General features: G+C 71.8%; 22 protein-coding genes. 8 read left to right on the plus strand and 14 right to left on the minus strand.

The features are described 5' to 3' along the window. The 9 genes from ACGFT1_RS12015 to ACGFT1_RS12055 form a co-directional block, all read right to left on the minus strand. A complete protein-coding gene (locus ACGFT1_RS12015) occupies nt 1-1,542 on the minus strand; it encodes a sensor histidine kinase (protein WP_373908873.1) in 1,542 nt (513 codons plus the stop codon). Nucleotides 1,543-1,865: 323 nt separating this feature from the next. Continuing rightward, nucleotides 1,866-2,753 carry a DUF5936 domain-containing protein gene (locus ACGFT1_RS12020; RefSeq protein ID WP_373908874.1) on the minus strand — a complete coding sequence of 296 codons (888 nt, stop codon included), beginning with the start codon at nt 2,751-2,753 and terminating at the stop codon, nt 1,866-1,868. A 10-nt stretch (nt 2,754-2,763) separates the two neighbouring features. After that, on the minus strand, nt 2,764-3,708 hold the full coding sequence (locus tag ACGFT1_RS12025) for a type II secretion system F family protein (RefSeq protein ID WP_373908875.1): 945 nt from the start codon (nt 3,706-3,708) through the stop codon (nt 2,764-2,766). Nucleotides 3,709-3,713: 5 nt separating this feature from the next. Next, nucleotides 3,714-5,051 (minus strand): CpaF family protein, encoded by a 1,338-nt coding sequence (locus ACGFT1_RS12030; protein WP_373908876.1) that lies wholly within the window; start codon nt 5,049-5,051, stop codon nt 3,714-3,716. Further along, nucleotides 5,048-5,422, minus strand: coding sequence for a TadE/TadG family type IV pilus assembly protein (locus ACGFT1_RS12035; RefSeq protein WP_373908877.1), 375 nt, complete (start codon nt 5,420-5,422; stop codon nt 5,048-5,050). Before ACGFT1_RS12035 ends, ACGFT1_RS12030 begins: the two co-directional genes overlap by 4 nt. Before the next feature lies 1 nt (nt 5,423). After that, nucleotides 5,424-5,846 (minus strand): TadE/TadG family type IV pilus assembly protein, encoded by a 423-nt coding sequence (locus ACGFT1_RS12040; protein WP_373908878.1) that lies wholly within the window; start codon nt 5,844-5,846, stop codon nt 5,424-5,426. Between the two features lie 7 nt (nt 5,847-5,853). After that, on the minus strand, nt 5,854-7,086 hold the full coding sequence (locus ACGFT1_RS12045) for a CpaE family protein (protein WP_373908879.1): 1,233 nt from the start codon (nt 7,084-7,086) through the stop codon (nt 5,854-5,856). 9 nt (nt 7,087-7,095) lie between these two features. Then, nucleotides 7,096-7,800: a Flp pilus assembly protein CpaB gene (cpaB, locus tag ACGFT1_RS12050; protein WP_373908880.1), complete on the minus strand. Its 705-nt coding sequence runs from the start codon at nt 7,798-7,800 to the stop codon at nt 7,096-7,098. Nucleotides 7,801-7,862: 62 nt separating this feature from the next. Beyond that, the gene (locus ACGFT1_RS12055) at nt 7,863-8,738 is read right to left on the minus strand and encodes a hypothetical protein (protein ID WP_373908881.1); all 876 of its coding nucleotides are present in this window, start codon (nt 8,736-8,738) and stop codon (nt 7,863-7,865) included. A gap of 283 nt (nt 8,739-9,021) precedes the next feature. Between ACGFT1_RS12055 and ACGFT1_RS12060 the strand changes: the two genes are divergently transcribed. From ACGFT1_RS12060 to ACGFT1_RS12090, 7 genes are all read left to right on the plus strand, one after another. Continuing rightward, entirely contained in the window at nt 9,022-10,743 is a 1,722-nt protein-coding gene (locus ACGFT1_RS12060) for a chitinase (protein WP_373908882.1), read from the plus strand. 140 nt (nt 10,744-10,883) lie between these two features. Further along, nucleotides 10,884-11,399 (plus strand): hypothetical protein, encoded by a 516-nt coding sequence (locus ACGFT1_RS12065; protein ID WP_373908883.1) that lies wholly within the window; start codon nt 10,884-10,886, stop codon nt 11,397-11,399. Beyond that, nucleotides 11,396-12,055, plus strand: coding sequence for a hypothetical protein (locus tag ACGFT1_RS12070; protein WP_373908884.1), 660 nt, complete (start codon nt 11,396-11,398; stop codon nt 12,053-12,055). The genes ACGFT1_RS12065 and ACGFT1_RS12070 overlap by 4 nt, the downstream gene beginning before the upstream one ends. Next, complete coding sequence (locus tag ACGFT1_RS12075) at nt 12,055-16,806, plus strand: putative T7SS-secreted protein (protein WP_373908885.1); 4,752 nt, start codon at nt 12,055-12,057, stop codon at nt 16,804-16,806. Before ACGFT1_RS12070 ends, ACGFT1_RS12075 begins: the two co-directional genes overlap by 1 nt. Before the next feature lie 12 nt (nt 16,807-16,818). After that, the gene (locus ACGFT1_RS12080; RefSeq protein ID WP_373908886.1) at nt 16,819-17,250 is read left to right on the plus strand and encodes a hypothetical protein; all 432 of its coding nucleotides are present in this window, start codon (nt 16,819-16,821) and stop codon (nt 17,248-17,250) included. An 860-nt stretch (nt 17,251-18,110) separates the two neighbouring features. Then, nucleotides 18,111-18,695, plus strand: coding sequence for a lamin tail domain-containing protein (locus ACGFT1_RS12085; RefSeq protein WP_373908887.1), 585 nt, complete (start codon nt 18,111-18,113; stop codon nt 18,693-18,695). Nucleotides 18,696-19,150: 455 nt separating this feature from the next. After that, complete coding sequence (locus ACGFT1_RS12090) at nt 19,151-20,491, plus strand: M14 family metallopeptidase (protein ID WP_373908888.1); 1,341 nt, start codon at nt 19,151-19,153, stop codon at nt 20,489-20,491. Nucleotides 20,492-20,494: 3 nt separating this feature from the next. Here ACGFT1_RS12090 and ACGFT1_RS12095 read toward each other — a convergent pair whose 3' ends face one another. From ACGFT1_RS12095 to ACGFT1_RS12115, 5 genes are all read right to left on the minus strand, one after another. After that, on the minus strand, nt 20,495-21,025 hold the full coding sequence (locus tag ACGFT1_RS12095; protein ID WP_373909215.1) for a hypothetical protein: 531 nt from the start codon (nt 21,023-21,025) through the stop codon (nt 20,495-20,497). A gap of 85 nt (nt 21,026-21,110) precedes the next feature. Continuing rightward, nucleotides 21,111-22,589, minus strand: a complete 1,479-nt coding sequence (locus ACGFT1_RS12100) for a GntP family permease (protein WP_373908889.1) — start codon at nt 22,587-22,589, stop codon at nt 21,111-21,113. A gap of 142 nt (nt 22,590-22,731) precedes the next feature. Beyond that, nucleotides 22,732-23,142 carry a RidA family protein gene (locus tag ACGFT1_RS12105; RefSeq protein ID WP_373908890.1) on the minus strand — a complete coding sequence of 137 codons (411 nt, stop codon included), beginning with the start codon at nt 23,140-23,142 and terminating at the stop codon, nt 22,732-22,734. Further along, nucleotides 23,139-23,903, minus strand: coding sequence for an IclR family transcriptional regulator (locus tag ACGFT1_RS12110; protein ID WP_373908891.1), 765 nt, complete (start codon nt 23,901-23,903; stop codon nt 23,139-23,141). Before ACGFT1_RS12110 ends, ACGFT1_RS12105 begins: the two co-directional genes overlap by 4 nt. Then, the gene (locus ACGFT1_RS12115) at nt 23,900-24,892 is read right to left on the minus strand and encodes a sugar kinase (RefSeq protein WP_373908892.1); all 993 of its coding nucleotides are present in this window, start codon (nt 24,890-24,892) and stop codon (nt 23,900-23,902) included. The genes ACGFT1_RS12110 and ACGFT1_RS12115 overlap by 4 nt, the downstream gene beginning before the upstream one ends. Nucleotides 24,893-25,080: 188 nt before the next feature. On the opposite strand from ACGFT1_RS12115, the gene ACGFT1_RS12120 reads away from it, so the two are divergent. Beyond that, nucleotides 25,081-26,376 (plus strand): alanine racemase, encoded by a 1,296-nt coding sequence (locus ACGFT1_RS12120; protein ID WP_373908893.1) that lies wholly within the window; start codon nt 25,081-25,083, stop codon nt 26,374-26,376. Nucleotides 26,377-26,378: the final 2 nt, after the last annotated feature.

Below are 26,378 nucleotides of genomic sequence, written 5' to 3' on the forward strand. Positions count from 1 at the left end.
TCAGGCTTCCTGGGAAACGGGGTCGGCTGCCGGCAGGCGGAGGTCCAGGCGTACCTCCGTGCCGCGTTCGTGGCCGCCCCGCCCGATCCGGATGCGGGCGCCCGCCTGCGCGGCCCGTTCGACCATGCCGAGCAGGCCGAAGTGGCCGCGGTCCCGGAGCCGTTCCAGGGTGGTGCCGGGCGGGAGGCCGGTGCCGTCGTCGTGGACGGTGAGGCGGAGCAGGCCGTCGTGGACCGTGGCGCGGATGTCCACCCGGGTCGCGCAGGCGTGGCGGTGGGCGTTCTCCAAGGCTTCCGTGGCGATGGAGAGGACGGGCCGGGCGACGGCGGCGGGCAGGGACGGGAGGGCGGCGGCGTCCTCGGGCCAGTGGCATGTCACCGGCAGGCCGGTACGGGTGGTGAAGGCCCGCGCGTGGCCGGACAGGGCGTGCCACAGGGGGACGGGTGCCGTCGGGTCCGGCTGGTGCCGCCGTAGGTCCGACAGCAGTTCCCGGGATTCCGCCGCCGCCCTGCGCGCCGAGCGGGACACCAGGGCGGCCTGTTCCCGGACGCGGACCGGGTCGGGTGTCGCCGCCGCGGCCGTGACCGCCAGGCCGTCCGCCGCGAGGGCCACGCCGTACAGGGTCTTGGCGACGGAGTCGTGCATCTCGCGGGCCAGCCGGGCGCGTTCCGCGTCCACCGCCTCCGTCGCCGCGAGCCGGGCCTGGACCGTCGTCAGGGCCTGGGTCGCGGCGCCGAAGCGGAGCATCAGGCCGCGCAGGGTGGAGCCCATCGCGCCGGTGATGACGCACAGGCCGGGCAGGAGGAGGGCCTCGGCGACGGGGGCGTACCGGTCGGCCTTCAGCGTGGTGTGGACCAGGAGCAGGATCAGGGCTTCCAGCGAGGCGAAGCCGGCCGCGCCGCGCCAGCCGTAGACCAGGCCGGCCAGGAGCGGGGTGCAGACGCTGACGTAGGCGAGGGTGGTGTCCGGGCCCGCCGAGACGAGGAGGAAGGCGCCGCAGAGGGTGTCGGCGGCGAGGAGGCTGGGGTGGCGCAGGAGGAGGGGGCCGAAGCGTTCCCAGTCGCGGAAGAGGACGTAGGACACCATGAAGGTGACCACGACGGCCGCGCCGACCAGTCGGGCGCCCAGGCCGGGGGCGGCGTTGAGGAGGGCGGCGGGGGCCGACAGGACGGTCATCGCCAGCCGGAAGCCGAAGACCTGCCGGCACAGCGCCTGCAGGGCACGGATCTGCAGCTTCTCGGACGGCTCGGCGGGTACGACCGCCTGCCCCGACGAGGCCCCGGCGGCAGCTCCGGACGCCTCGGCCGGCGGCGTCTCGTCCCCGGAGACCTCGGCCCACGGCGCCGCACCCCCGGACACCTCGGCCAGTGGCGTCCGGTCCCCGCTCCCCTCGGCCCACGGCTCGGCCCACGGCGCCGTGCCGCCGGCCTCCTCGGCCGGCGGCGTCTCGTCCCCGCTCCCCTCGGCCCACGGCGCCGCGCCGCCGAACGCCTCGGTCTGCGAGGCAGCGCCGTCGACCGCCCGAGCCGCCTGCGACCCCACCGCCTCGCCTCCGGCGGTCTCAGCTCCGCCGGCCCCGGCCCCCGCACCTCGGGCAGCTCCACCGCGAGCGGCTCCGGCGCCCGCACCTGCGGCAGCTGCGCCCCCGGCAGCTCCACCGCCAACGGCCCCAGCCCCGCCGGCCCCGCCCCCGTACGCCTCACCCCCGCTGGCTGTGCCCCCGGACGGATCCGCGTCCCCCACCAGCTCACCCCCGGAACCCGTACCCCCGGTCGTGTTCCTGGCGCGGTGGGTGAAGCGGCGCCAGGTCGCGGTGGGGCCGGTGCGGCTGGTGTGGCCGGGCAGTGCCACCGTCATCGCCGTCCTCACTTCCCCGTGAGTGAGCCGAAGTCCACCCCGGAACCCAGCAGCAGGCCCGCGCCCAGCAGGAGCATCGTGGCCGGCACCATGAACGTGGTGATCATCAGCGTGGCCTTGGGCACCGCGCGCGCGGCCTTGCGGCGGGCGTTCTGGGCGTCGGTGCGGCGCATGTCCTTGGCCAGGGAGACCAGGGTGTCCACGATCGGGGCGCCCAGTTCCTCGCCCTGCTGGAGCGCGGTGACGAACATGGCCACCTGTTCGGAGTCGTTCCTGCGCCGCAGTTCCGCGAAGGCCTGGCGGCGGCTCATGCCGAGGTCCATCTGGCGCAGGGTGATGCGCAGTTCGTCGGCCCACGGGCCCTCGTAGCGGGTGGCGACCCGTTCCAGGGCCTGGCGGAAGCCGAGCCCCGCGCTGACCACCACCGCCAGGACGTCCAGGAAGTCGGGCAGCGTGCGCTCGATGACGTCCCGGCGGACCCGGATCGCCGACCAGATGCCGACCTCCGTCCAGAAGGCGCCGAAGGCCAGCAGGAGCAGGGCCACGAACCACTGGCCGCGCAGCAGGAAGACCAGGAAGCCCACGCCGCCCAGCGCGCCGTAGACCGCGCGGCGGGCGGCGTAGCGGTCGATGGTCAGGCCGCCGGGGTTGCCCGCCAGGTCGATCCTGCGGCGGTATCTGGCCACGCGTCGCGGGCCCATGAGCCGCAGGACGGCGGGGGCGTAGCGCATGCCCATCCGGTCGACGGCCGAGCCCACCGCGCCGGTGCGGGTGGCGCCGACCTCCAGGGCGACGGCGAGGTCGGCGGGCAGGCGGGCGTCCGCGCGGTACATGCGCAGGCCCGCGAAGGCGCCCCAGACGCCGAGGCCCGTCAGCAGGGCGAGCAGGAGTGCCATGGTGCCTTCCTCAGACGTCGATCCGGCTCATGCGCCGGATGAGGACGAAACCGACGGCGTACAGGGCGAACGCGATGATCACGCTCGCCTGGCCGGCCGGTGAGCCGGTCATGCGGTCCAGGGCGCCGTCCTTGACGCCGTTCATCAGGAACAGCGCGCCGATCCCGAGGGCGGGGACGGCGTACGAGGTCATGGTCACCTGGGAGAGCTGGGTGCGGATCTCGCGCCGGGTCTCCTTGCGTTCCTCCAGGGTGTCGGTGAGGTTGCGCAGGGCGGAGACCACTTGGCCGCCCGCCCGGTTGGACAGGACGAGGGTGGTGACCAGGACCACCAGTTCGCGGGAGGGCAGCCGGTCGGCGAGTTCGCCGAGGGCGTCGTCGAGCGAGTGGCCGAGGGCGAGCTGGTCGGCGACCTTGCCGAGTTCCTCTCCCGCCGGGGCCTCCAGTTCCTCGGCCGCCATGCCGATCGCGGTGCGCAGGGCGAGGCCGGCCTGGGTGGCGTTGGCCAGGATGCGGGCGAGTTCGGGGAGTTGGCCGATGAAGCGCTCGATGCGTTTGCGGCGCTGCCAGTTGAGGAACTGGACGGCCGCCCAGATGCCGACGAGTCCGGCGAGGGGGCCGAAGAAGGGGGCCAGCATGGCCTGGCCGACCAGCCAGAGCGCGGCGACCGTGAAGAGGACACCGGCGAAGAACTCGCCCGGTGTGACGTCGAGGCCGGTCGCCGCGAGGCGCAGTTCGAGCCGGCGGCCCGGGCGGGTGCGGCGCAGTCGCCGGTCCAGGTCGCGGAAGTGGCGCCGGCGGCCGGTCGCCGGCGGCGCGCCGGTGTGGACGAGGCGGTCGACGAGGGCGGCGCGCCGGGCGCGGCCCGAGGCGTAGGCGTGGCTGCCGGCCACCGCCAGGACGCAGCTCAGCAGCGTCACACCGATGGTGAGCCGGACGAGGGCGTGCAGTTCCATGGGTCCTACCTGGCTTCTCGGGTCGCGAGCTGGTGCGCGGAGTGGGCGACGCCGAAGGCCTGGGGGACGGGCTGGCTCGCCATGTAGAGGCGGTCGGCGGCGCGGCGGGGCAGGGGGAAGTACTGGAAGGTGCCGTGGACGCGGCCGTCGGGCGTCATGGGCCGGGCGTCGAACCGGGCGGCGGTGGCCAGCCGGTACGGCTCCCCGCCGTGGCTGTCGAGCAGCGCGATCTCGGTGATGCGGCGGGCGCCGTCGGCGAACCGGGTGAGCTGGACGATGACGTCGACGGCGCTGTTGATCTGGTCGTGCAGGGCGACGAAGGGGACCTCGACGTCGGACATGGAGGCCAGGGTCTGGAGCCGGGTGAGGGCGTCCTCGGCGCTGTTGGCGTGCACGGTGGCCAGGGAGCCGTCGTGGCCCGTGGACATCGCCTGGAGCATGTCCAGGGACTCGCCGCCGCGGACCTCGCCGACCACGATGCGGTCGGGGCGCATGCGCAGGGAGTTGCGGACCAGGTCGCGGATGGTGATCTGCCCCTTGCCCTCCACGTTCGGCGGGCGCGACTCCAGGCGGACCACGTGGGTCTGCTGGAGCTGGAGTTCGGCGGAGTCCTCGATGGTGATGATGCGCTCGTGCGGGGGGATCAGCCCGGACAGGGAGTTCAGCAGGGTCGTCTTCCCGGTGCCGGTCGCGCCGGAGACGATGATGTTGAACTTGGCCTGCACCAGCCCGGCCAGCAGGTACACCATGTGCTCGTCGAGCGAGCCGAAGCCGATCAGCTCCTGGAGGGTGAAGGAGCGCGGGAAGCGGCGGATGGTGAGGATGGGCCCGGTCAGGGACAGCGGCGGGATGATGACGTTGACCCGTTCGCCGGAGGGCAGGCGGGCGTCCACCATCGGGTTGGACTCGTCCACGCGGCGGTTGACCGTCGACACGATCCGTTCGATGGTCTGCATCAGCTGGTCGGTGGAGACGAAGCGGAGCGGCAGCTGTTCGACCCGGCCGCCGCGTTCCACGAAGATCGCGTCGGGGCCGTTGACCATGATCTCGGTGACCGACGCGTCCTCCAGGAGCGGTTCGAGGATGCCGAGGCCGAGTGCCTCGTCCACGACCCGGCGGATCAGCTGGGCTCGTTCGGCGGTGGACAGGACCGGACCCTCGCGGCTGATGATGTGCCCGAGGACGCGTTCCAGCCGGGCCCGGCGTTCCGCGGCGGCCAGGGAACTCATCTCGGCGAGGTCGATCTCCTCGAGGAGTTTGGCCCGGTAGGAGGCGACCAGGTGCCCGTCCCCGCCCCGGTTTCCGTGGTCCTCTGGGGTGCTGATGCGTGCCCGCAGGCTCATGGGGTGCTGCTCCTCGCCTGGTGGTCGAGCGGCATGGTGGCGGATTTCCGGGCGGGGTCGAAGTGCCAGCCGGGGACGATCTGCGGGATGGACACGGTGGCGGTGACGGTCACCGAGCCGGCGCCACCGCCGTCCGGGCCGCACGACACCGAGAGCGCGCCGCTGACCGCCTGCGCGCACGCCTGCTGCGCGTCCTGCCCCAGGGACGCCGCCCGCGCCCCGGCCCGGGCCGCCGTACCGGCCTGCTCGGCGGCGTAGGCGACGGCTCCGATCTGGATGCCCGCCATGGCCACGATGAGCAGGACGGGGACGAACCCGAGGTACTCGATGGCGACTTGGCCCACGTCGCGCCGTCCGCGCCGGTACGGCATCTCAGTGCTTCACCTCCTCGACGGCCCCGGCGTGGCCCCTGACCTCGACGGGGAAGTCGATCAGGCCGGGGAAGAGGACGGGTACGTGCAGCGTGACCTCGGCGGTCACATAGCCGCTCGCGTTGCAGTCCACTGCGGCACTCCCCTTCCATGCCGCCGACAGGTGCTCCAGCCCCGCCGCCGAGCAGGCCGCTTGCCGTGCTCCGCCCCGCGGTGCCGCCGTTCCCGCCCGCACCGCCTCGTCCGCAGCATTCCCGGCGAGCGTGAAGGTGTACCCCACGAGTACGGCCTGCCACACGAGCACCAGCGTCAATACGATCAGCGGCGCCATCCCCAGGAACTCGACGCTGACCTGTCCGCGGTCCCCGCGCTGTGCGCACTCCGTGCGGCCCACGCGCGCTCCGCGGTCCCCATCCCGTCTCATGGGCCGCTCACTCCTTCCTCCGTCGCAGTCCGACGGCTCCGCGGCCCGTGCCGCGGTGGGCGCCCTCGCCCGCCTTCACCAGCCCCAGCTCCCCCGCGAGCGCCCACAGCGCCTGCTTCACCGTGCTTCTGCCGTCCAGCTCGTGGACCCGCCCGGCGTCCACGACCCCTTGCAGTTCACGGAAGTTGGCGGGGACGGCGGTGCGGGCGAGCGCCGTGCCGGTGATGCGCTGGATCAGGGCGGGCTGGATCTCCGTGTTGCGCGCCTGCCGGTTGACGACCACCGTCGTCTCCTCGGCCTTGCGGATCTGGAGCCGGTCCCACATCCGTACGGTCCGTTTGGCGGCGCGTACGGCGATGGCGTCCGGGGTGGTCACCAGCAGCGCGGTGTCGGCCATCTCGACGGCCACCGCGCCCGCGCCGCTGAGCTGGGAGCCGCAGTCGACGACGACGATCTCGTAGCGGGCGCGCAGGGCGCTGACGATCTGGCGGGTGGCCCGGTCGGTGACCTCCTCGCCGCGTTCGCCCTCGCCGGGGGCGAGGAGCAGGGCGAGTCCGGTGTCGTGGCGGAAGACGGCGTCGGCGAGGACGCGCGGCGAGATGTCGGTGATGGCGGCCAGGTCGACCACCGAGCGGCGGAACTGGATGTCCAGGTAGGAGGCGATGTCGCCGGTCTGGAGGTCGAGGTCGAGGAGCGCGGTGGCGCGACCGGAGGCCTGGGCGGCGAGGGCGAGCTGGACGGCGGTGAGGGTGGCGCCGGTGCCGCCCTTGGCGCCGCTGACCGTGACGACCGTGCCGCCGGCCCCGCCCGTCACGTCGGCGCCGTGGCCGAGGTGGCGGCGTACGCCCGTCGACCACTGGGCGACGGCCTGGACGCGGCCGGCCAGTTCCTCGTACGACAGCGGGAGCGCGACCAGGCCGCGGGCGCCGGCGTCCATGGCGGCGGCGAACAGGCCGGGGCTCGCGTCGGTGGTGACGAGGACGACGCCGACGGCCGGGAAGCGCAGGGCGATCTCCCGGATCAGCTCCAGGGCCGGGACGGGGCCGATGCGTTCGTGGACGACGACGACTTCCGGGAGTTCCTCGACCGATTCGGCGGCGAGCCGGGCCAGGGTGTCGACCAGCTGGGTGGAGTCACCTGCCGGGGGCTGTGGTTCGGCGTCGGGGAGCTGGCTGAGCAGGGTGATGAGGGAGCGGACGGCGTCCGGGTCCGCGCCGGCCGGGAGGATCCTGGTGGGCATGGCCGCCTCTCACTTGTCCGTCGCGAGTTCGTAGGTGCGGTCCTTGTCGGGGACGCTGGTCTCGCTGCCGGGGGCCACGAGCGCGAGCCGGACGCGCTGGGCGAAGGACTCGGCGTAGGTGATGCGCTGGGCGTCGACGGTGGACAGCGCGAAGGTGATGGGGACGGCTTCGGTGGGCTGCTGGGTCTTGTCGCGGTCGGGGTTCAGGGCGGTGATCCGGCCGACGTCGAGGACCCGTGCGTTCGTGACGATGATCTTCGACTGGTCGGGGTCGCTGTCCTTCTTCCCCTCGAAGGTGGCGTACACGTTGACGCGCGCCCCGGCGGTGATCTTGCCGGCGACGCCGGTCGCCGCGTCGATCATGATGGCGACCTCCTGCTGGCCGGGCCGGAGGGCGGGCCGGTCCACGATCATGTCGGTCTGGAGCAGCGAGCCGGGGTGCAGCGTGGTCACGGCGATCTTGCCGTGGAGCTGGCGGAGGTCGGTGACGGCGTGGTCGGACAGCCACCGCCTGGGCATCCGGATCCGCTGGAACTGGCCCGCGTCCAGCGTGGTGTACGGCTGCACCTCGGACCTGACCCGGTAGGCGGTGACCTCGGGCCCGACCTTGGAGTTCGCGTCGTGGACGACGGAGAGCACGCCGGCGAACGCGCCGAGAGCGCACAGGACCGACAGGATCAGGAGTATCACGCCGCGGCGCTGACGGGAGTTCATGAACCGTGCAACCTCATTGGGGGAATCGGTCGAGCGGGATGTGAGGGCGGTGTCCGGGCAGGTCAGGCGGGCGTCCGCCGGTCCGGTGCGCGGGGCGGCTCGTGGGCGGGCGGGGTGGCGGAGCAGAAGACGCAGCGGTCGCCGATGACGTCCATGCCGCACCAGTGGCAGCTGGTGCGGCGCACGGAGGTGACCAGTTGGTAGAGGACGGAGAGGTCGGCGAGGTAGCTGCAGAACTCGACCAGGCGGCCGGTCCCCCACCACACCGGGGACTCGGCGGGCAGCGGGGTCTCGCGCAGGCCGTGCACGTTCCACGCCGTACCGAGCCCGGCCGCCCAGTCGCTCTGCAACTGCCCTTTGGCGACGAGCATCCAGGTGCCGAACTCGGGCCCGTCCAGGGTGGCGTCGGGGGCGACCCTGACGAGCTGGGGCTCGGGGTGGGCGAGGACCGCGAACTGGCTGCCGGGCACCCAGGACCGGGCGTGCGCCTTGAGTCCGACCGGCACCCGGTCCAGCCTGGCGACGGAGCCGAGGACGGCGCCGGCGTGGAGGTAGTGGGTGAGCAGCCGGCCGGCGGAGGCGAGCACGCCCGGGCTCAGGTCGCAGGAGGCGAGCTGGCGCAGCTGCCGGGCCAGGACGGCGACGGCGAGGGGCGGCAGCCCGGGCCGGAACAGGGCGATACGGTCGCTTTCCAGCAGGGAGCGCAGGGTGTACAGCCGCCGTACGACCGGTTCCGGGGTGGCCTGTGAGCAGACGACGACGACATGGCCGTACTGCTCGGTGAGGGTGTGCAGTTCGGTGAGCGCGTGGTCCAGCGGTCTGTCGTCGAGGCCGCTGAGCACGGCGGCGGGCATGGTTCGTTCGTCCTGTGCCGGCAGTGCCATGTCGGCACTGGTCACGGCAATGGCAGTTGGCACGCGCAGCTCCCCGCTCTTCACACCTTCCGGCCCACCGGTGTGACTCCCGTGCGCCGGGCGACTTCATTGCGTGACTACCTGAGCACTGTATCCACGGGCGTATGGCCGGAGAACAGCGTTTGTGGAGCCGGTGCGGAAGTCTCCCGGCGCAAGTCCCGTCAAACCGGGACAGGTTGATCCTCCATCCGGAAACGTGTTTGGTCTGGACCTCTTGACACCTCGATTGGTCTGGACCAACTTGGAGGCGAGCGGTGGCCGCCGTGCTCTCCCCCTCTCCCCGCCAACTCCCCACCGGAGGCTCCCTGTGGACCGCGCACCAGGCATACCCAGACCCCGCGGACGGCGGCTCGCGACGTGGTCCGCCGCCACCGCCCTCGCCCTCTCGGTCGCGGGCCTCGCCGCGGCCACCCCGGCCTCCGCGGCGGACGTCAACAACGTGAAGAACGCCGGCTTCGAGTCGGGCCTGGCCAACTGGACCTGTACGGCGGGCAGCGGTACGACCGTCTCCTCCCCCGCGCACGGCGGCTCCGCCGCCCTCAAGGCGACCCCGGCCGGCCAGGACAGCGCCCAGTGCACCCAGCCGGTGGCGGTCAAGCCCAACTCGACGTACACGCTGAGCGCATGGGTGCAGGGCGGCTACTCCTACCTCGGCGTGACGGGCACGGGCACCACGGACGTCTCCACCTGGACCCCCGACTCCTCCTCCTGGAAGCAGCTGTCGACGACGTTCACGACCGGCGCGTCGACGACGTCCGTGACCGTCTACACCCACGGCTGGTACGGCCAGGCGGCCTACTACGCCGACGACGTCTCGGTCTACGGCCCCGACGGCGGCGGTGGCGGCGGCAGCGACCCCGCCCCGACGGTCCCGGCGGCGCCGGGCGGCCTGTCCGTGACCGGCACGACGTCCTCCTCGGTGTCGCTGGCCTGGTCCGCGGTGTCCGGTGCGACGGGCTACAACGTCTACCGCAACGGCACCAAGGTGACGGCGGTGACCGGCACGTCCGCGGCGGTCACCGGCCTGTCCGCCTCGACTGCGTACACCTTCCAGGTCACGGCGACCAACGCGGCCGGCGAGTCGGCCAAGTCGGCGTCCGTGACCGGCACCACGTCCGCCGGCACCGGTGGCGGAGGCGGCACCCTCCCCAAGCACGCGGTCACCGGCTACTGGCAGAACTTCGACAACGGCGCGACCGTCCAGAAGCTGTCCGACGTCCCCTCCGCCTACGACATCATCGCCGTGGCCTTCGCGGACGCGACCTCCACCCCGGGAGCCGTGTCCTTCAACCTGGACTCGGCCGGCCTCGGCGGCTACACGGCCGACCAGTTCAAGGCCGACATCAAGGCCAAGCAGGCGGCCGGCAAGAAGGTCGTCATCTCGATCGGCGGCGAGAAGGGCTCCGTGTCGGTGAGCGACGCGGCCTCGGCGACGAACTTCGCCAACTCCGTCTACTCGCTGATGCAGACGTACGGTTTCGACGGCGTCGACATCGACCTGGAGAACGGCCTCAACGCGACCTACATGACGCAGGCGCTGCGCGCGCTGTCGGCGAAGGCGGGCTCGTCGCTGATCCTCACCATGGCCCCGCAGACGATCGACATGCAGTCGACGTCCGCGGCCTACTTCCAGACGGCCCTGAACGTGAAGGACATCCTCACGGTCGTCAACATGCAGTACTACAACAGCGGTTCCATGCTGGGTTGCGACGGCAAGGTCTACAGCCAGGGCACGGTCGACTTCCTCACCGCGCTGGCCTGCATCCAGCTGGAAGGCGGCCTCGCCCCGTCCCAGGTGGGCCTCGGCCTGCCGGCGTCACCGAGCGGCGCGGGCAGCGGCTACGTCTCCCCGACGGTGGTCGACAACGCCCTGGACTGCCTGGCCAAGGGCACGGGCTGCGGCACCTTCAAGCCCGCCAGGACCTACCCCGACCTGCGCGGCGCGATGACCTGGTCCACCAACTGGGACGCGGCGTCCGGCAACGCCTGGTCCAACTCGGTGGGCGCCCACGTGCACGCCCTGCCGTGACCTGACCCGCCCGGCGACACCGGCGCCCGGACCCCCCGCGGTCCGGGCGCTGTCGCGTACGGGGGCCTGCTGGCCGGACCCGGCCGGTCGGACCGGTACCGCGTTGCGGCGGCCATGGTCCCGATGTGATGATCCCGGGCATGGCTGAGCACGGGGGAGACGCCCACGCGGCGGCACATGCCCGCAGGTCACGGCTGTACGACTACGCGGAACCGGCTGTGTCCGAGCGGGAGGAGAGCGCGGCCGCGGAGGCATCGGGCAACCCCGCCGCCGACGCCGTCGAGCGCGGGCGCCGCGCGTTCGCCGTCCTGCTGGGCGAGTTCCGGCGCACGGCCGTACTGGTCCCCCTCGACGCCGAGAACGGCAGCCCGCTGACCGCGGACTTCGGCGGCGTCCGCTGGTTCTACGCCTTCTCGGACGAGCCGGCCCTGGCCCGGTTCGCGCTGGCGCGGGGCGAGGGCGGCCGGGAGTGGCCGTACCAGCGATGGCTGGGAGCACGTCTGCTGGACGCGGCCGTGCCGGCGACGGGGATTCCGTGCGGGGTGGCGCTGGACAGTGCGGACGGTGGGGCCGCGACGGTGCTTCCTCCGGTGCGCGGGGTCGTGCCGGACGCGGTGGCGGTGGACGTCGGCGGTGAGGCGGGGGACGAGCGATGACCGACAGCGGCAAGGACCTGAGGACCGAGGGCCTGAACCTCATCGCCAAGGGTCTGACCGACGCCCTGGGCGAGCTCGGGGAACTGGGCATGGTCGGGGATGCCGGGGCCGGGCGCGGCTTCGGGAAGATCGCCCTGTCCGGGCTGGAACTGGGCCACGAGGGGCTGACGGGGGATTTCAAGTCGTTCTGCGAACGCTGGGAGTGGGGCGTGCGCTCGCTGATCGACGAGGGGAACGGCTTCGCGATGAAGACGGGTCTGGCGGCGGGCACCTACTACGAGAACGACCGGTACGTCGAGGGCACCTTCAAGGTGGTCACCAACGCGGCCGTCGGCAATCCGTACGCCTCCGAGGAGGACGTGCAGAAGATGGGCTGGGGCGACATCGCCACGTCGGGTGCGTTCGGCGGTGACGTCGACTACAGCAAGGAGTCCTTCGCGCAGGCGCGGGACAACAGCGTGCAGGGCTGGAAGGACGCCGGACGCGACGTGATGACCTCGCACACCGTCGCCCCGCCGGGCCTGAACCCCGTCGACCTGCACGAGACGTTCGGCATCTCGGACGACCGGTACGACCAGCTGCTGGACGACACCCTCGGCCCCTCCCCCGAGGCCCGCGCCGAGGCCGCCGCCGAGCGGCAGGACGGTGCCGGCTGATGGGCATCGGAGACATCACCGATTCGCTGCTCAGCGGCGGCGAGGATCTCGTCGACGACGGCAAGAAGCTCCTCGGCAAGGGCATCGACCACACCACCGACAAGATCGGTCAGACCCTGGACCACTTCGGGGCCCACAAGTGGGCCGACGTGGTGGAGGACTGGGGCGACGGCATCGCCTCCGACCTGGGCGCCACCCCGGGTGAGCGGCAGCTCGGCGAGAGCGGCGAGGCGAACGAACTCGTCCACGGCAACCCGGCGAAGATCCGGGAGAGCGCCAAGCACCTGCGGGACTTCCACGGCGCGTTCGACAAGGTCGGCCAAGGGCTGAGGAAGGTCGACTCCTCCGGCTGGCAGGGCTCGGGCGGTGACGCCTTCCGCGAGAAGTTCGGCGTCCACCCCGCCAAGTGGGCCCGGGCCGCCGAGGCGTGCGGGACGGCGGCCGGGGCGCTGGAGTCGTACGCCGACACCGTCAAGTGGGCGCAGGGACAGGCACGGGAGGCCGTAGCGCTCTACAACAAGGGTGCGAAGGCGTCCGAGGCGGCGTTCGAGACGTACAAGCGGCAGACCCGGTCGTACAAGGCCAAGGCCGAGGCGGGCGAGGACCCCGGCCCCGAACCCGGCACGTTCCAGGATCCGGGCAAGGCCGTCGTCCAGGCCGCGCGGCACAAGCTCGCCGAGGCCCGCAAGCAGCGCAACACCGCCGCCTTTGAAGCCCAGGGCAAGGTCAGGGCGGCCCTGGCCCACGCCCCCGCCGAACCACCGCCCCTGCAACGCGTCGAGCACGACCTCACCGACGGTCTCCAGTCCACCGCCACCGAACTCACCCACGTCACGGGCGGCGCCCTCAAGGGCACGGCCGGCCTGGTCGACTTCGTCCGCGGCCTGGACCCCGCCGACCCCTACAACATCACCCACCCGGCCGCCTACCTCCAGAACGTCAGCATGACGCTCTCCGGCCTGGTCTCCAGCGGCGCGCACCCCGAGCGGACCGCGAAGACCATGTACGACGAGTTCCGCAAGGACCCGTCGGAGTTCGGCGGCCGCATGATCCCCCAGTTCTTCGGCACCGACGGCATCGGCATGGAGGCGGGCCTGGCGAAGGACGCGGCGGAGGCGGGCCTCACGCGCCGGGCGGCGGAAGCGGCGGCGGCCCGGGAGGCACGGGCGCAAGCGGAGGGCGCGGCCGGGAAGACGGCCCGGGACACGGTCGACCACGACCCTCCGCGGCACTCGCACGACGAGAACAGCGCCAAGGGCTGCGGCGACCCGGTCAACGTGGCCACCGGCGCGATGTACCTGCCGCAGACGGACGTCACCCTCCCCGGCGTGCTGCCGCTCCTCCTCACCCGGCGGGTCGAGTCCGGCTACCGCCAGGGCCGGTGGTTCGGCCCCTCCTGGTCCTCCACGCTGGACCAGCGCCTGGAGATCGACGCGGAGGGGGTCGTCCTCGTCACGGAGGACGGCCGGCTCCTGTCGTACCCCCATCCGGCACCGGGCCTGCCCACCCTGGCCAGCCACGGCCCCCGCCTCCCCCTGGACCGGGTGGAGGACGGCTACACGATCACGGACCCCGGCACCCACCGCACCTGGCACTTCGCCGACCGCGGCCCCGGCCTCGCGGTCCTGGAACAGGTGGACGACCGCAACGGCAACTGGATCACCTTCGAGTACGACGCCGGGGGCACGCCTCTGGGCGTCTTCACGAGCGCCGGACAGGGCGTCCGCATCACCACGGACGCGGGCCGCGTCACGGCGTACCACCTGACCGCCACCGGCGAGGAACTGAAGCGCTTCGGCTACACGGACGGCAACCTCACCGAGGTCGTCAACTCCTCGGGCCGCCCGCTGCGCTTCACGTACGACGAGCGGGGCCGCGTCACGTCCTGGACGGACACGAACGACCGCGGCTACGCGTACGAGTACGACGAGCAGGACCGCTGCACCGCCCAGAGCGGCGCGGCGGGCCACATGGCCGTGCGCCTGACGTACGGGGACCCGGACCCGGCGACGGGCCTGCGCACGACGACGGCGACGACGGCCCGGGGCCACACGCACCGCTACCTGATCAACGAGACCTGGCAGGTGGTGGCGGAGACCGACCCGCTGGGCGCGACGGTCCGCCACGTCCGCGACCGCCACCACCAGCTGCGCTCCACGACGGACGCGCTGGGCCGCACGACGACGTTCGAGTACGACGGGACCGGCAACCTCACGCGCGTCGTCCGCCCGGACGGCCGTGAGGCAAGGGCGGAGTACAACGGGCTGGGCCTGCCGGTGAAGGTCGTGAGTCCGGCCGGCACGGTGATCCACCAGACGTACGACGAGCGGGGCAACCGCACCTCGGTGACGGATGCGGCGGGCCGGACGACCCGCTTCACGTACACGGAGGCCGGCCACCTGGCCTCGGTGACGGATCCTGCGGGGAGCACGACGACGGTCGTCCGCGACCGCGCGGGCCTCCCCGTGCAGGTGACGGATCCGCTGGGCGCGACCGTGCGCTACGAACGGAACGCGCTGGGCCTGCCGACCGCGATCACGGACGCCACCGGCGCCGTGACCCGTCTCGCCTGGTCGGTCGAGGGCCATCTGACCCGCCGTACGGCCCCCGACGGCACGACGGAGACGTGGACGTACGACGGCGAGGGCAACTGCACGGCCCACACGGACCCGCTCGGCGGCGTCTCGCGTTTCGAGTACACCCACTTCGACCTGCTGACCGCCCGCACCGGCCCCGACGGCATCCGCTACGAATTCGACCACGACAGCGAACTGCGTCTGACCCGGGTCACGAACCCGCAGGGCCTGACCTGGACGTACGAGTACGACGCCGCCGGCCGCCTGCGCGCGGAGACCGACTTCGACGACCGTGCGCTGACGTACACCTACGACCCGGCGGGACGCCTGGCCTCGCGCCGCAACGCGCTCGGCGAGGAGGTGACGTTCGAACGCAACGAACTCGGCCAGGTCCTCCGCAAGAACGCGGGCGGCCAGGTCACCGCGTACGCCTACGACCTGACCGACCGGCTAGCGGGCGCGACGGGCCCGGACGGCACGACCCTGACGCTGCTGCGCGACCGCCACGGCCGGCTGCGCTCCGAGACGGTCGACGGCCGGACACTGACGTACACCTACGACGCCCTGGGCCGCCGCACGGGCCGCACGACCCCGGCCGGCGCCGTCTCCACCTGGTCCTACGACGCGGCGGGCCGCCGCACGGACATGGTGGCGTCGGGACGTGCCATCGACTTCACGTACGACGAGGCGGGCCGCGAACTGACCCGCCAGGTCGGCCGGGCGATCACGCTGGAGCACACCTTCGACGCGCTGGGCCGCCTGACGTCCCAGTCGGTGACCGGCGCACACGGCCGCACGGTGCAGCACCGGGCGTACACCTACCGCGCCGACGGCAACCTGACCGGCATCGAGGACCGGCTCTGCGGCTCCCGCCACTTCGACCTGGACGCGACGGGCCGGGTGACGGCGGTCCACGCGGCGGGGTGGACGGAGCGGTACGCCTACGACGAGGCGGGCAACCAGACCCGGGCGTCCTGGCCACCGGACCATCCGGGCGCGGAAGCGGCCGGCTCGCGCTCGTACGCGGGCACCCGCATCACCCGGGCCGGCAACGTCCGCTACGAACACGACGCGCTGGGCCGCATCACCCTGCGCCGGAAGACCCGCCTGTCCCGCAAGCCGGACACCTGGCGCTACGAGTGGGACCCTGAGGACCGCCTCACCTCGGTGGTGACCCCCGACGGCACCCGCTGGCGCTACACCTACGACCCCCTCGGCCGCCGCACGGCGAAACTCCGCCTGGCCGACGACGGCGAGACGGTGCTGGAACGGGTGACCTTCACCTGGGACGGCACCACCCTCTGCGAACAGACGACCACCTCCGCCGGCCTCCTCCACCCGGTCACCCTCACCTGGGACCACGACGGCCTGCGCCCGCTGTCCCAGACGGAACGCATCACCTCGGCCGACGCGCCGCAACAGGAGATCGACTCCCGCTTCTTCGCGATCGTCACCGACCTGGTCGGCACGCCCAGTGAACTGATCGGCGAACAGGGCGACATCGCCTGGCACACCCGCGCCACCCTGTGGGGCACAACGGCATGGTCGACAAACAGCACGACCTACACCCCCCTGCGCTTCCCAGGCCAGTACTACGACCCGGAAACGGGCCTGCACTACAACTACTTCCGCCATTACGACCCGGAAACGGCACGGTATCTGACGCCGGATCCTCTGGGTCTGGCACCCGCGCCGAACCCAGCCATATACGTCAACAACCCACTCACGTGGACCGACGCTCTTGGGCTGGCACCAGACTGTCCCCCAAAGGGCGAAAGGGGAAATCCCTTTGGTAGGCGAGAAGACGCCGAACGCGCAGCGTTCGAAACAGCAGGCGTGCCCTACGGCACGACGCCTGACGCGGAGTGGATCGTCATGGGAGACAAGACGCTCAAACACAGCCCGGGATTGACTTACGCCCCCGATCCGACCCACTGGGGACGTTTCCGGCAGTTCGAAACCGAGAACGGTTCACGCGTCATCGTCGAACATACACATGACCCGGCCGGGCCACATTTCCACGCCGGCACACCGAAAGGCTTTAGCTCCGCAGATCACGCTAGAGGCGCAGTCAATTTCGGTTGGGACAATTCTGCGGAAGGATATGCAACAAGAGAGCGATACCGTGCATTGAACAAGCCCGGCGGGGACCATCATTTCTTTTACGAAAAGTAGGCGAGTATAAAGATGAGCGATGAAATCAAGCGCCGCTTCGAGAGCGTAGGTCTTGCGGTGATCGGGACATTCTCGGGGACCGGTCCGACCGTTACCGAAGCTTTCCACCGAGTGGTGAACGTAGAGGCTCAGCCCGTCGAAACCATTCCCGGTGACACACCCGACCTCGCCGTACGAGTCAATGAGGCATGGACCAGGCACGCGCGCGAAACAGGAGTATTGAACGAGGACGATTCTTTCCTCGCCGCCGGCAGCCTGGAACATGGATGGTTCCACGTTAGACTGACCCGCGCAACCAACCTCTATTCTTTGCAGGACCTGGAGGGTGACCTTCTCTTCGTCGCGCGGGATTTGAGTGGCCAGCAGGTATGTGCGGTGAGCAGAGAAGGAGCCGAATACTGGATCCTCGAGGAGGAGTTTCACTCGGGCGATACAGCATCATGACAGACGAACGGGAAAATAGTGCACCGCGTTCGCGTTATTCTGTGCTGACGCGTACGGCGCTTTCAGTCGTGGTCTGCATGTCGCCGACCGGCGGGCCCGAGGTATGTTCACCAGAGGCAATGAATATTCGGCCGGAGTCGATGAACGGGGAGAGACGCACAAGCATGATTGCTTGATGCGCGGTAAGGCTTCAAGTCCACTGCGTGGGGGAGAAGGCCACAAGGGGCGCCGTGTGCATCGTTCGATGCGCAAAAGGCGTCGCACACCGGTCAAGGATACTGATCAACATCGACCCTGGATCGAAGTGCCACCCAGTCGGTCATGATGCTCGCGTATACCGGTCGCCGCGACGGCCCAGCCGGGCCTTCCACGCCGCTCATCCCGCCGCGTCTTGCCCGGTGGCTCCAGAAGCTGACCGGGTGCTCTTGCCCGGGGCGGACCTTCTTCAGTCAAGGCCCGCGCGTCGTCGGCGGATGGTGTGCGTCGTGTACATCCGAGGGTGTACCGCCCGCGTCGGTTCATCATCGGGAGCGCCTCCTGAGGAACGGCCTCTGCGGCTGCGCGCGACGCCACATCACCGGCCCCCGCTGTTACCCACTTTCGGGTGAGGGGTATCGGGTCGTGTTCGCGAGTCGGGCGCTCAGCGGCAATGCGGTTCATACATGGACATTGCAGCCGCCAGTCACAGATATATGCGCGAATCGTAACGGTGCCCGGTGTCTCCGTGATCTCTCCCGTGCGCCGCCGCATGGTGTGGATGTGCGGCCGACCGGCCGCCACCCGTACACCGCACTTCGCTGCACCGGTCCGTCCGGGCCGTCGGCAGGGGGGTGTGTACCGCCCTTGCGAAGGGGGACTTCGTGTCCGTTTCCGTATCCGTCACCGCCCGCCGTGCCGCTGCCGCCGCCGTGGCCGCCGCCGCCGTCGTGGGTGCCGTGGCGCTGCCGGCCTCGGCCGTCGACCGCGACCACCACCGCTCGCACCGCGCCGACGTGGTCATCAGCGGCGTGCAGCACTCCTCGCCGGTCCGTCACGACCGCTTCGAGCGCCCCCTCAACCGGGAGTGGGTGGAACTCACCAACGAGAGCCGCCGAGCCGTGAACCTCGACGGGTGGACGCTGTCCGACGAGGACGGCCACACCTACACCTTCCGGCACTACCGGCTGGCGGGAGACGCGACCGTCCGCGTGCACACCGGCTTCGGCCGGGACAACCGGAACGACCTCTACCAGGACCGCCGCCAGTCCGTGTGGGGCGACGACCACGACACCGCGACCCTCCGCAACGACCGCGGCCGCTTCGTCGACTCCGTGTCCTGGGGCGACGACGACGACCGTGACCACCGCGAACACCGGGGTGGCGACCGTGACCACCGTGACCACCGCGGTGACGACCGCGATCACGGCGATCACCGCGACGGCGGACGGCACGGCTGGCGCCACTGATCCCCGCCCGTCCGTGCGGCGGTGAGGACTGACCTCGCCCACCGGCAGCGCGCCCTTTCCCCCGGGGGAACGGCGCGCTGTCCGCTTGCCCGTCGCGCGCGCCCGCACCTCACGGGGCGGGGCGCACGCGTGCGTAGCGACGCGGCCCACTCGTCCGCGTCCACGGTGTGCCCGTCGATGACGAAGCACTCCGGCTCGCCGGCGAAGCCCGGCAGGAGGCGTGCCCGGCCCAACCGGGTCGGCTGGTTCCTGGTGTTGCCCGGCCCCGCACCCCTTACGTGTACTTGACCCAAGCATGCCAACCCCTCACCATGAGCGCCAACCCGCACAGCGGACTCACAGCAACGCCTCACGGCGGGTCCGCATCAGCACGTCGCACTGACGCACCCCCAGCTCCCCAGCTCCACCCCCCACTTCCGGCGATCCCGGAATCCCTGGAGACCCAAGGAGAGTTCATGCGACTTCGTATCCGCGGCTCCGGCGCGCCCGGCGGCAGGCGCACCGCCGCCCTCGGCGCCCTGCTCGCCCTCGCCCTCGCCGCGCCCGTGTCGGCCACCGCCGGTCAGGCCAGTGCCGACAGTGCCCGCCGGACCGCTCCCTCCGGTGACGACATCCGGCAGTACGAGATCCATCAGAGCACGACTCCCGTGACCCGTACGGCCATTCAGGCGACCGGGGTCACCGTCGACGAGGCCGACGAGGAGACCGTCGTCGTCTCTGGGCGGGCGGAGCAGATCCGGCGGCTGCGCCGGCTGGGGTACGACGTCCAGCCCCTGGGCGCCGCGCCGCAGCGGGCCGGAGCCCGGCTGTACGACTTCCCGAGCGCCGACTCGAAGTACCACAACTACGCCGAGATGAACGCCGAGATCGACCAGCGGCTCGCCGCCTACCCGGGCATCATGAGCCGGCGGGTGATCGGGAAGTCGTACCAGGGGCGGGACATCGTCGCCATCAAGGTCAGTGACAACGTCGGCACCGACGAGGACGAGCCCGAGGTGCTGTTCACCGCCCACCAGCACGCGCGCGAGCACCTGACCGTGGAGATGGCGCTGTACCTGCTGCGGGAGCTGGGCGCGGGGTACGGGACCGACTCCCGGATCACGAACCTCGTCAACAGCAGGGAGATCTGGATCGTCCCGGACCTGAACCCGGACGGGGGCGAGTACGACATCGCCAGCGGGTCCTACCGGTCCTGGCGGAAGAACCGGCAGCCGAACCCCGGTTCGTCGTACGTCGGTACGGACCTCAACCGGAACTGGGACTACAAGTGGGGCTGCTGCGGCGGTTCCTCCGGGTCGACGTCCTCGGAGACCTACCGCGGGTCCGCCGCCGAGTCCGCGCCCGAGGTGCGGGTCGTCGCCGACTTCGTGCGCAGCCGGGTCGTCGGCGGACGGCAGCAGATCAAGGCCGGGATCGACTTCCACACCTACAGCGAACTGGTGCTCTGGCCGTTCGGGTACACGTACGCGGACACGGCGTCCGGGATGACCGCGGACGACGCCGCCGCGTACAAGGCCGTGGGGCAGAAGATGGCGGCGAGCAACGGGTACACGCCGGAGCAGTCCAGTGACCTGTACATCACCGACGGGTCCATCGACGACTATCTGTGGGGCACACAGAAGATCTTCGACTACACCTTCGAGATGTATCCGGCGTCCGGAGGCGGCGGGTTCTACCCGCCCGACGAGGTGATCGAGCGGGAGACCTCCCGGAACAAGGACGCCGTGTTGCAGCTTCTGGAGAACGCGGACTGCATGTACCGGGCCATCGGCAAGGCCGCCCAGTACTGCGGCTGACGGCTAGGCATCCTCGAAGTAGGCGTCGAGTACCGCGTCCAGTGCCGACTCCCACTCCGCGAAGCGCGCCCTGGCCGCCGCCTCGATCTCGATCGGGTACCAGCGGCGGTCCGGGGTGTGCACGGTGACCGTGAAGCGCTTGCCGAAGCGGGGCGACTCCGTCTCCACCGCGGCGATCTCGTCCCAGCCGAACTCGCAGTCCTCCTCGTCGAGGCGGAGGCGGACCCCCCGGTGGTCGGCGACGATCCGGGCCCGGCGGTCGGACGCCTCGAAGACCGGCCCCTCGACGGGCGGTTCGCCGTCCGCCGCGTCGGCCGCCGTCCCGGCGGCCACCGGATCGTCCGAAACCGGATCGTCCGAAACCGGATCGTCCGACACGGGGTCCTCGGCGTCCGGCCTGCCGGCCGCCGAGTCCTTCGCCACCGGACCCTTGGGTGACGGGCCCGTGATGCCCGGGATGAAGGCCGGATCGAAACCGGCGCCCGTCACGGGCTCGGCCTTCACCGGCTTGGCCTTCAACGGCTCGGCGTTCAACGGCTCGCCCTCCGACGGCTTGCTGCTCGCTCCTATGCGCTGCTCCACGGCGGCAGTATGGACGACTTACCTGTGCCGGAACCAGTCAGGCCACGAACACGCTGACCACACCGGCCACCGCGAACCCCGCCAGAGACAGCACCGACTCCAGAACCGTCCATGTCCGCAGGGTGTCGCGTTCGCTGATGCCGAAGTACTTCGCCACCATCCAGAAGCCGCCGTCGTTGACGTGCGAGGCGAAGATGGAACCCGCGGAGATCGCCATGATGACGAGGGCGGTGAAGGCCTGGGAGTGGTGGTCCGCCGCCAGCAGGGGCGCCACGATGCCCGCCGTCGTCACGATGGCCACGGTCGCCGAGCCCTGGGCGACCCGCAGTACGAGCGAGATCAGGTAGGCGAGGGCGATCACCGGCAGTCCCACGCCGTGGAAGGTGTCCGACAGGGCCTGGGCGACCCCGCTGGCCTTCAGTACGGCGCCGAAGACCCCGCCCGCGCCGACCACGAGAAGGATGTTGCCGACGGGCTTCAGGGACGCCGTCGACACCCTCTCCAGGGAGGTGCGGGACCAGCCGCGCCGGATGCCGAGGAGGTAGCAGGCCAGGAGCAGGGCGGCGGTCAGGGCGACGAAGGGGTTGCCGGCGAACTCCAGCACCGAGCGGCCGGGGGACGGGTCCAGGGCGATGGAGGAGAAGGTCGCGGCGAGGATGAGCAGCAGGGGCGTGCCGATGATGGCGAGGACCGTGCCGAGCGGCACCGGCCGCTCCTGCCGCGCCACGCCCTGCGCGCGTCGTTCGGCGAGGACGGTCCGCTTCGCCTCCTCCGCGGCCTCGGCCATGTCCTGCGGTACGGCGACGAAGATCCGCTGTCCGATCCAGGCGGCGTACGCCCAGGCGGCCAGGACGGCGGGGAGGCCGCAGACGGCGCCCATGAGGATGATCCAGCCGAGCTGGACGTGCAGCAGTCCGGCGGCGGCGACCGGGCCGGGGTGCGGTGGCAGGAACGCGTGGGTCATGGACAGGCCGGCGAGGAGCGGCAGGCAGTAGAGCAGGATCGACCGGCCGGAGCGTCTGGCGGCGGCGTAGACGATCGGGGCCAGGACGAAGATGCCGACGTCGAAGAAGACGGGGATGCCGAAGAGCAGGCCGGTCAGGCCCATGGCGAGGGGGGCGCGGCGTTCGCCGAACAGGTTCAGCAGGCGGCCGGCCAGCACTTCCGCGCCGCCGCTGACTTCGAGGATCGCGCCGAGCATCGTGCCGAGTCCGATGATGATCGCGACGTGGCCGAGGATGCCGCCCATGCCGGACTCGATGGTCGAGACGGCGTCGGAGCGCTGGACGGTGCCGAAGAGTTCGGTGACCGAGAGGCCGGCCAGCAGGCCGACGGTTATGGAGACGGCGAGGAGGGCGACGAACGGCTGGATTCTGACCTTGATGATCAGCAGGAGGAGCAGGGCGATGCCGAGGGCGGCGACCGTGAGCAGGCCGGGAGTGCCGTCGACGAGGAGGAGCAGGCCCCCGGTGTGGGGTGGTGCGGCGGGGGCCGGTGCGGCGAGCTGAACGGGCATACGGGGGTCCTCTTCGTAAATGCATGCTGCTTTCGGGCAGGGGGGATCGCGGCACGGCGCCCCGGAGGGTGCCGTGCCGTGCGGGACGTGCGGGAGGGGAGGGACGCGCGGGAGGAGAGGGAGACGCGGGAGCGTCAGGGGCTCAGCCGAGGACGGCGAGCGCGTCGATCTCGATGAGCAGGCCGGGGGGCAGGCCGACGTAGACCGTGGTGCGGGCGGCGGGCGGCTGGGTGAGGCCCTGCTCCGCGAAGTAGGCGTTGTAGATGTCGTTCATCTCGGCGAAGTGGCCGACATCGGTGAGGTAGACGCGGATCATCATGACGTCGTCCCAGCTCGCACCGCCCTCCTGGAGGATCGCCCGTACGTTGGCGAGGGTCTGGAGGGTCTGCTCGCGCAGGGTGGGGCCGGCCGGCGTCGGGGGCCGGCCCTCCTCGGCGGGCAGGAAGCCGACCTGGCCGGCGACCTGGAGGATGTTGCCCTTCCGGACGCCGTGCGAGAACGCGGCGGGCGGGGCGGTGTGGGTCTTCGGGGTGAGCGCGGTCTTCTCGGTCATGCGGGGGTGCCCTTCACTGGCGTTCTTCCGGAGTACTCGCCGCTGATCGCGTCGGCGGTGCGGCGCACCTGCGGGAGCAGGCTGAGGAGTTCGTCGGCGGTGACGACGACGTTGGGCGCGGAGACCGACATGGCCGCGACGACGCGTCCGTCGGCGCCTCGGACCGGTGCGGCCACGCAGTTGATGGACTCCTCGTGGCCGCCGAGGTCGGTGGCCCAGCCCTGTTCGCGTACCTGCTCCAGCTCCCGCAGGAACGCGGCGGCGTTGGGGGTGGAGCGGGAGGTGTACAGCGGGTAGTCGAGCTTGTCCGCGAGGGCGCGTCGCTCGGGTCCGGGGAGGTCGGCGAGGAGCAGCTTGGCCACGGCGGCGACGGTGATGGCGACGGGTTTGCCGATCCGCGAGTACATGCGGACCGGATAGCGGCTCTCGACCTTGTCGATGTAGAGGACCTCGTTCTCCTCGTACACGGCGAGGTGGACGGTGTGCCCGCAGCTCTCGTTCAGGCGCGCCAGGTGGGGGTGGGCGATCTCGCGGATGTCGAGGTTCTCCATCGCCTCCTGGGCGAGGGCGAAGAGGCGGGCGCCGAGGCGGTAGCGCTGGTCGGACTGGCGGTAGACCAGGCCGTGTTCGTGCAGGGTGCGCAGGAGGCGCAGGGCCGTGGACTTGTGGACGCCCAGGCGGTCGGCGACCTGCCCGAGGTCTGCGGGGCCCTCGGCGAGCAGCGGCAGGATGCTCAGGGCGCGGTCGACGGTCTGGCTCATGGGGTGTTCGCCTCCTGTGGGGCCCGGTCGGCCCGTGTCCAGCCGGGGCCGAGTCGAAGTCTCCCCCATGCGTCGTCGTCCAGGGCGGCGAGACGGTCGGCGCGGTCGCGGGCGGGGGGTGCGGCGAGGTCGCCGCGGGTGGTGAGGGTGGCGGCTGCCATCAGGTGGCCGTGGCGGAGGCGGTCGCGTACGGGGAGTCCGCGCAGGGTGGCGGAGAGGAAGCCGGCGGCGAAGGCGTCCCCCGCGCCGGTGGGCGCGACGACGCTGGTGTGCGGGGCGGGTTCGAAGGCGGGCACGCCGTCGAACGCCGTCGCTCCCCCCGCCCCCTGCTTGACTACCAGCACCGCCGGCTCGGGCAGTGCCGCGCGGATCGCCGCCGGTCCCCCGGTGACGCCCCACGCCTGCTCCGCCTCGTCCTCCCCCACGAAGACGAGGTCCGCCCCGCGGGCCAGCTCCAGGAGGGCCGGCGGGTCGGTCCCGGGCAGGCCGGGGCGGTGGTTGACGTCGAAGGAGAGCAGGGGGCGGCCGGCGCCGGGGGCCGTCAGCACGCGCATCAGCGCCAGGCAGTCGCCGGACAGTGCGGCCGTGATGCCCGACAGGTGCAGCACGCGTCCCGCGCGTACGGCCGCCAGGTCCACGTTCCCGGTGCTCATCGCGGACGCGGCCGAGCCCTCCCGGTAGTACGCCACCTCGTGGGCGCCCGTCCCGCGGTCCCCGGCGGTGCGGAAGTACACGCCGGTGGGACGGCCGGGGTCCCGGCGTACGGCGGAGACGTCGACCCCGTAGCCGGCGATCCGCTCCACCAGGTGGTCGCCGAAGCCGTCGGCGCCGACCCGGCCGACCCAGCGTGCCGTGTGTCCGAACGCCGCCAGCGCGCAGGCCACGTTGGATTCGGCGCCGCCGATGGCCCGGTCGAAGGAGGGCACGTCGGCGAGGCGGCCGGGCCGGCTGGGCAGGAAGGTGACCATGGACTCGCCGAGCGTCACCACGTCGACGACGTCCCACGGGTGCGCAACGACCGAGGCGTAAGCAGCGTCGTCGATGATGGCTCCTGTCGATTGCCGGGTGACGCTTCTCCGTTGACCCGGTGTTCGGCGAGATGCTAGACACCAGTCAGCACCGCATGCAATGGCCGTTGCACATACCGCAATGATGCACGGACCGAGAGAGGGGCCTCATGAGCACCGAAGCGCTCGCCCGCCTGGCCGGGGAACGGCTCGCCGGCCTGGCCGGAGAACGTGTCGACCACCGCTTCAAGGGCCTCCCGCCGGACGCCGACGGCCTGACCGTCGGCGAGCTGACGGCCCAGCGCCGCAACCTGTTCCGGGCGGACGACGGCTTCACCACCCCCGTGCTCACGCTGTCCGCCGAGCGCCTCGCGCACAACCTCGCGCTGATGGAGACGTACACCGCCCGGCACGGCCTGGCCTTCGCCCCGCACGGCAAGACGTCCATGGCCCCGCAGCTCTTCCACCGCCAGCTCGCCCACGGCGCCTGGGGGATCACGCTGGCCGTGCCCCACCAGGTGCGGGTCGCCCGCGCGTTCGGCGTCCGGCGGGTCTTCCTCGCCAACGAGCTGGTGGACGCCTCCGCGCTGCGCTGGATCGCCGCCGAGCTGGCCGCCGACCCGGAGTTCCGGTTCGTCTGTTACGTCGACTCCGTGCGGGGGGTCGAGCTGATGGACGCGGCGCTGCGGGGCGCGGTCCGTCCGGTGGACGTGGTGGTGGAGCTGGGCGCGGGCGAGGGCGCGCGGACCGGCGTGCGGACCGGGGCGGAGGCCGCCGCGGTCGCCGACGCGGTCGCGGGCACCGGCACACTGCGGCTCGTCGGCGTCGCGGGGTACGAGGCCCAGGTGCCGGACGCCTCCCCGGAGCGGGTGCGGCAGTGGCTGGAGCGGCTGGTCGGCCTCGCGGTGGAGTTCGACGGGGCCGGGCGCTTCGCCGGGGCGGACACCATTGTGGTGAGCGCCGGCGGCAGCGAGTGGTTCGACGCGGTCGCCGACGTCTTCGCCGGCGTCCCCCGGCTCTCCCTGCCGGTGCTGCGGCTGCTCCGCTCCGGCGCCTACGTCTCGCACGACGACGTGCACTACAGCAGGCTGTCGCCGTTCAACCGGGTGCCCGAGGAGGGCGGGCTGGAGCCCGCGTTCCGGCTGTGGGCGCAGGTGGTGTCGCGGCCGTCGCCCACACAGGCGTTCGTCAACGCGGGCAAGCGCGACGCCGCCTACGACCTCGACCTCCCGGTGGCCCACGTGGTACGCCGGGACGGTACGGAGCGTCCGGCGGCCGGCATCGAGGTGAGCGCCCTGTCCGACCAGCACCTGTGGCTGCGCACCGCACCCGGCGCGGACGTGGAGGCCGGTGACTGGATCGGCTTCGGCCTGTCCCACCCGTGCACGGTCTTCGACAAGTGGCAGCTGATCCCGGTGGCCGAGGCGGACGGCACGGTCGTCGACTACGTCCGCACGTTCTTCTAGGA

Source organism: Streptomyces sp. Y20 (assembly GCF_043195475.1).
Lineage (GTDB): Bacteria > Actinomycetota > Actinomycetes > Streptomycetales > Streptomycetaceae > Streptomyces.

Coding starts and splice junctions, on each gene's coding strand:
- ACGFT1_RS12025 (WP_373908875.1), bottom strand. CDS start 3,708: ATGGAACTGCACGCCCTCGTCCGGCTCACCATCGGTGTGACGCTGCTG.
- ACGFT1_RS12045 (WP_373908879.1), bottom strand. CDS start 7,086: ATGCCCACCAGGATCCTCCCGGCCGGCGCGGACCCGGACGCCGTCCGC.
- ACGFT1_RS12040 (WP_373908878.1), bottom strand. CDS start 5,846: ATGAGACGGGATGGGGACCGCGGAGCGCGCGTGGGCCGCACGGAGTGC.
- ACGFT1_RS12120 (WP_373908893.1), top strand. CDS start 25,081: ATGAGCACCGAAGCGCTCGCCCGCCTGGCCGGGGAACGGCTCGCCGGC.
- ACGFT1_RS12075 (WP_373908885.1), top strand. CDS start 12,055: ATGGGCATCGGAGACATCACCGATTCGCTGCTCAGCGGCGGCGAGGAT.
- ACGFT1_RS12065 (WP_373908883.1), top strand. CDS start 10,884: ATGGCTGAGCACGGGGGAGACGCCCACGCGGCGGCACATGCCCGCAGG.
- ACGFT1_RS12105 (WP_373908890.1), bottom strand. CDS start 23,142: ATGACCGAGAAGACCGCGCTCACCCCGAAGACCCACACCGCCCCGCCC.
- ACGFT1_RS12080 (WP_373908886.1), top strand. CDS start 16,819: ATGAGCGATGAAATCAAGCGCCGCTTCGAGAGCGTAGGTCTTGCGGTG.
- ACGFT1_RS12030 (WP_373908876.1), bottom strand. CDS start 5,051: ATGAGCCTGCGGGCACGCATCAGCACCCCAGAGGACCACGGAAACCGG.
- ACGFT1_RS12020 (WP_373908874.1), bottom strand. CDS start 2,753: ATGGCACTCCTGCTCGCCCTGCTGACGGGCCTCGGCGTCTGGGGCGCC.
- cpaB (WP_373908880.1), bottom strand. CDS start 7,800: ATGAACTCCCGTCAGCGCCGCGGCGTGATACTCCTGATCCTGTCGGTC.
- ACGFT1_RS12035 (WP_373908877.1), bottom strand. CDS start 5,422: ATGCCGTACCGGCGCGGACGGCGCGACGTGGGCCAAGTCGCCATCGAG.
- ACGFT1_RS12070 (WP_373908884.1), top strand. CDS start 11,396: ATGACCGACAGCGGCAAGGACCTGAGGACCGAGGGCCTGAACCTCATC.
- ACGFT1_RS12100 (WP_373908889.1), bottom strand. CDS start 22,589: ATGCCCGTTCAGCTCGCCGCACCGGCCCCCGCCGCACCACCCCACACC.
- ACGFT1_RS12110 (WP_373908891.1), bottom strand. CDS start 23,903: ATGAGCCAGACCGTCGACCGCGCCCTGAGCATCCTGCCGCTGCTCGCC.
- ACGFT1_RS12090 (WP_373908888.1), top strand. CDS start 19,151: ATGCGACTTCGTATCCGCGGCTCCGGCGCGCCCGGCGGCAGGCGCACC.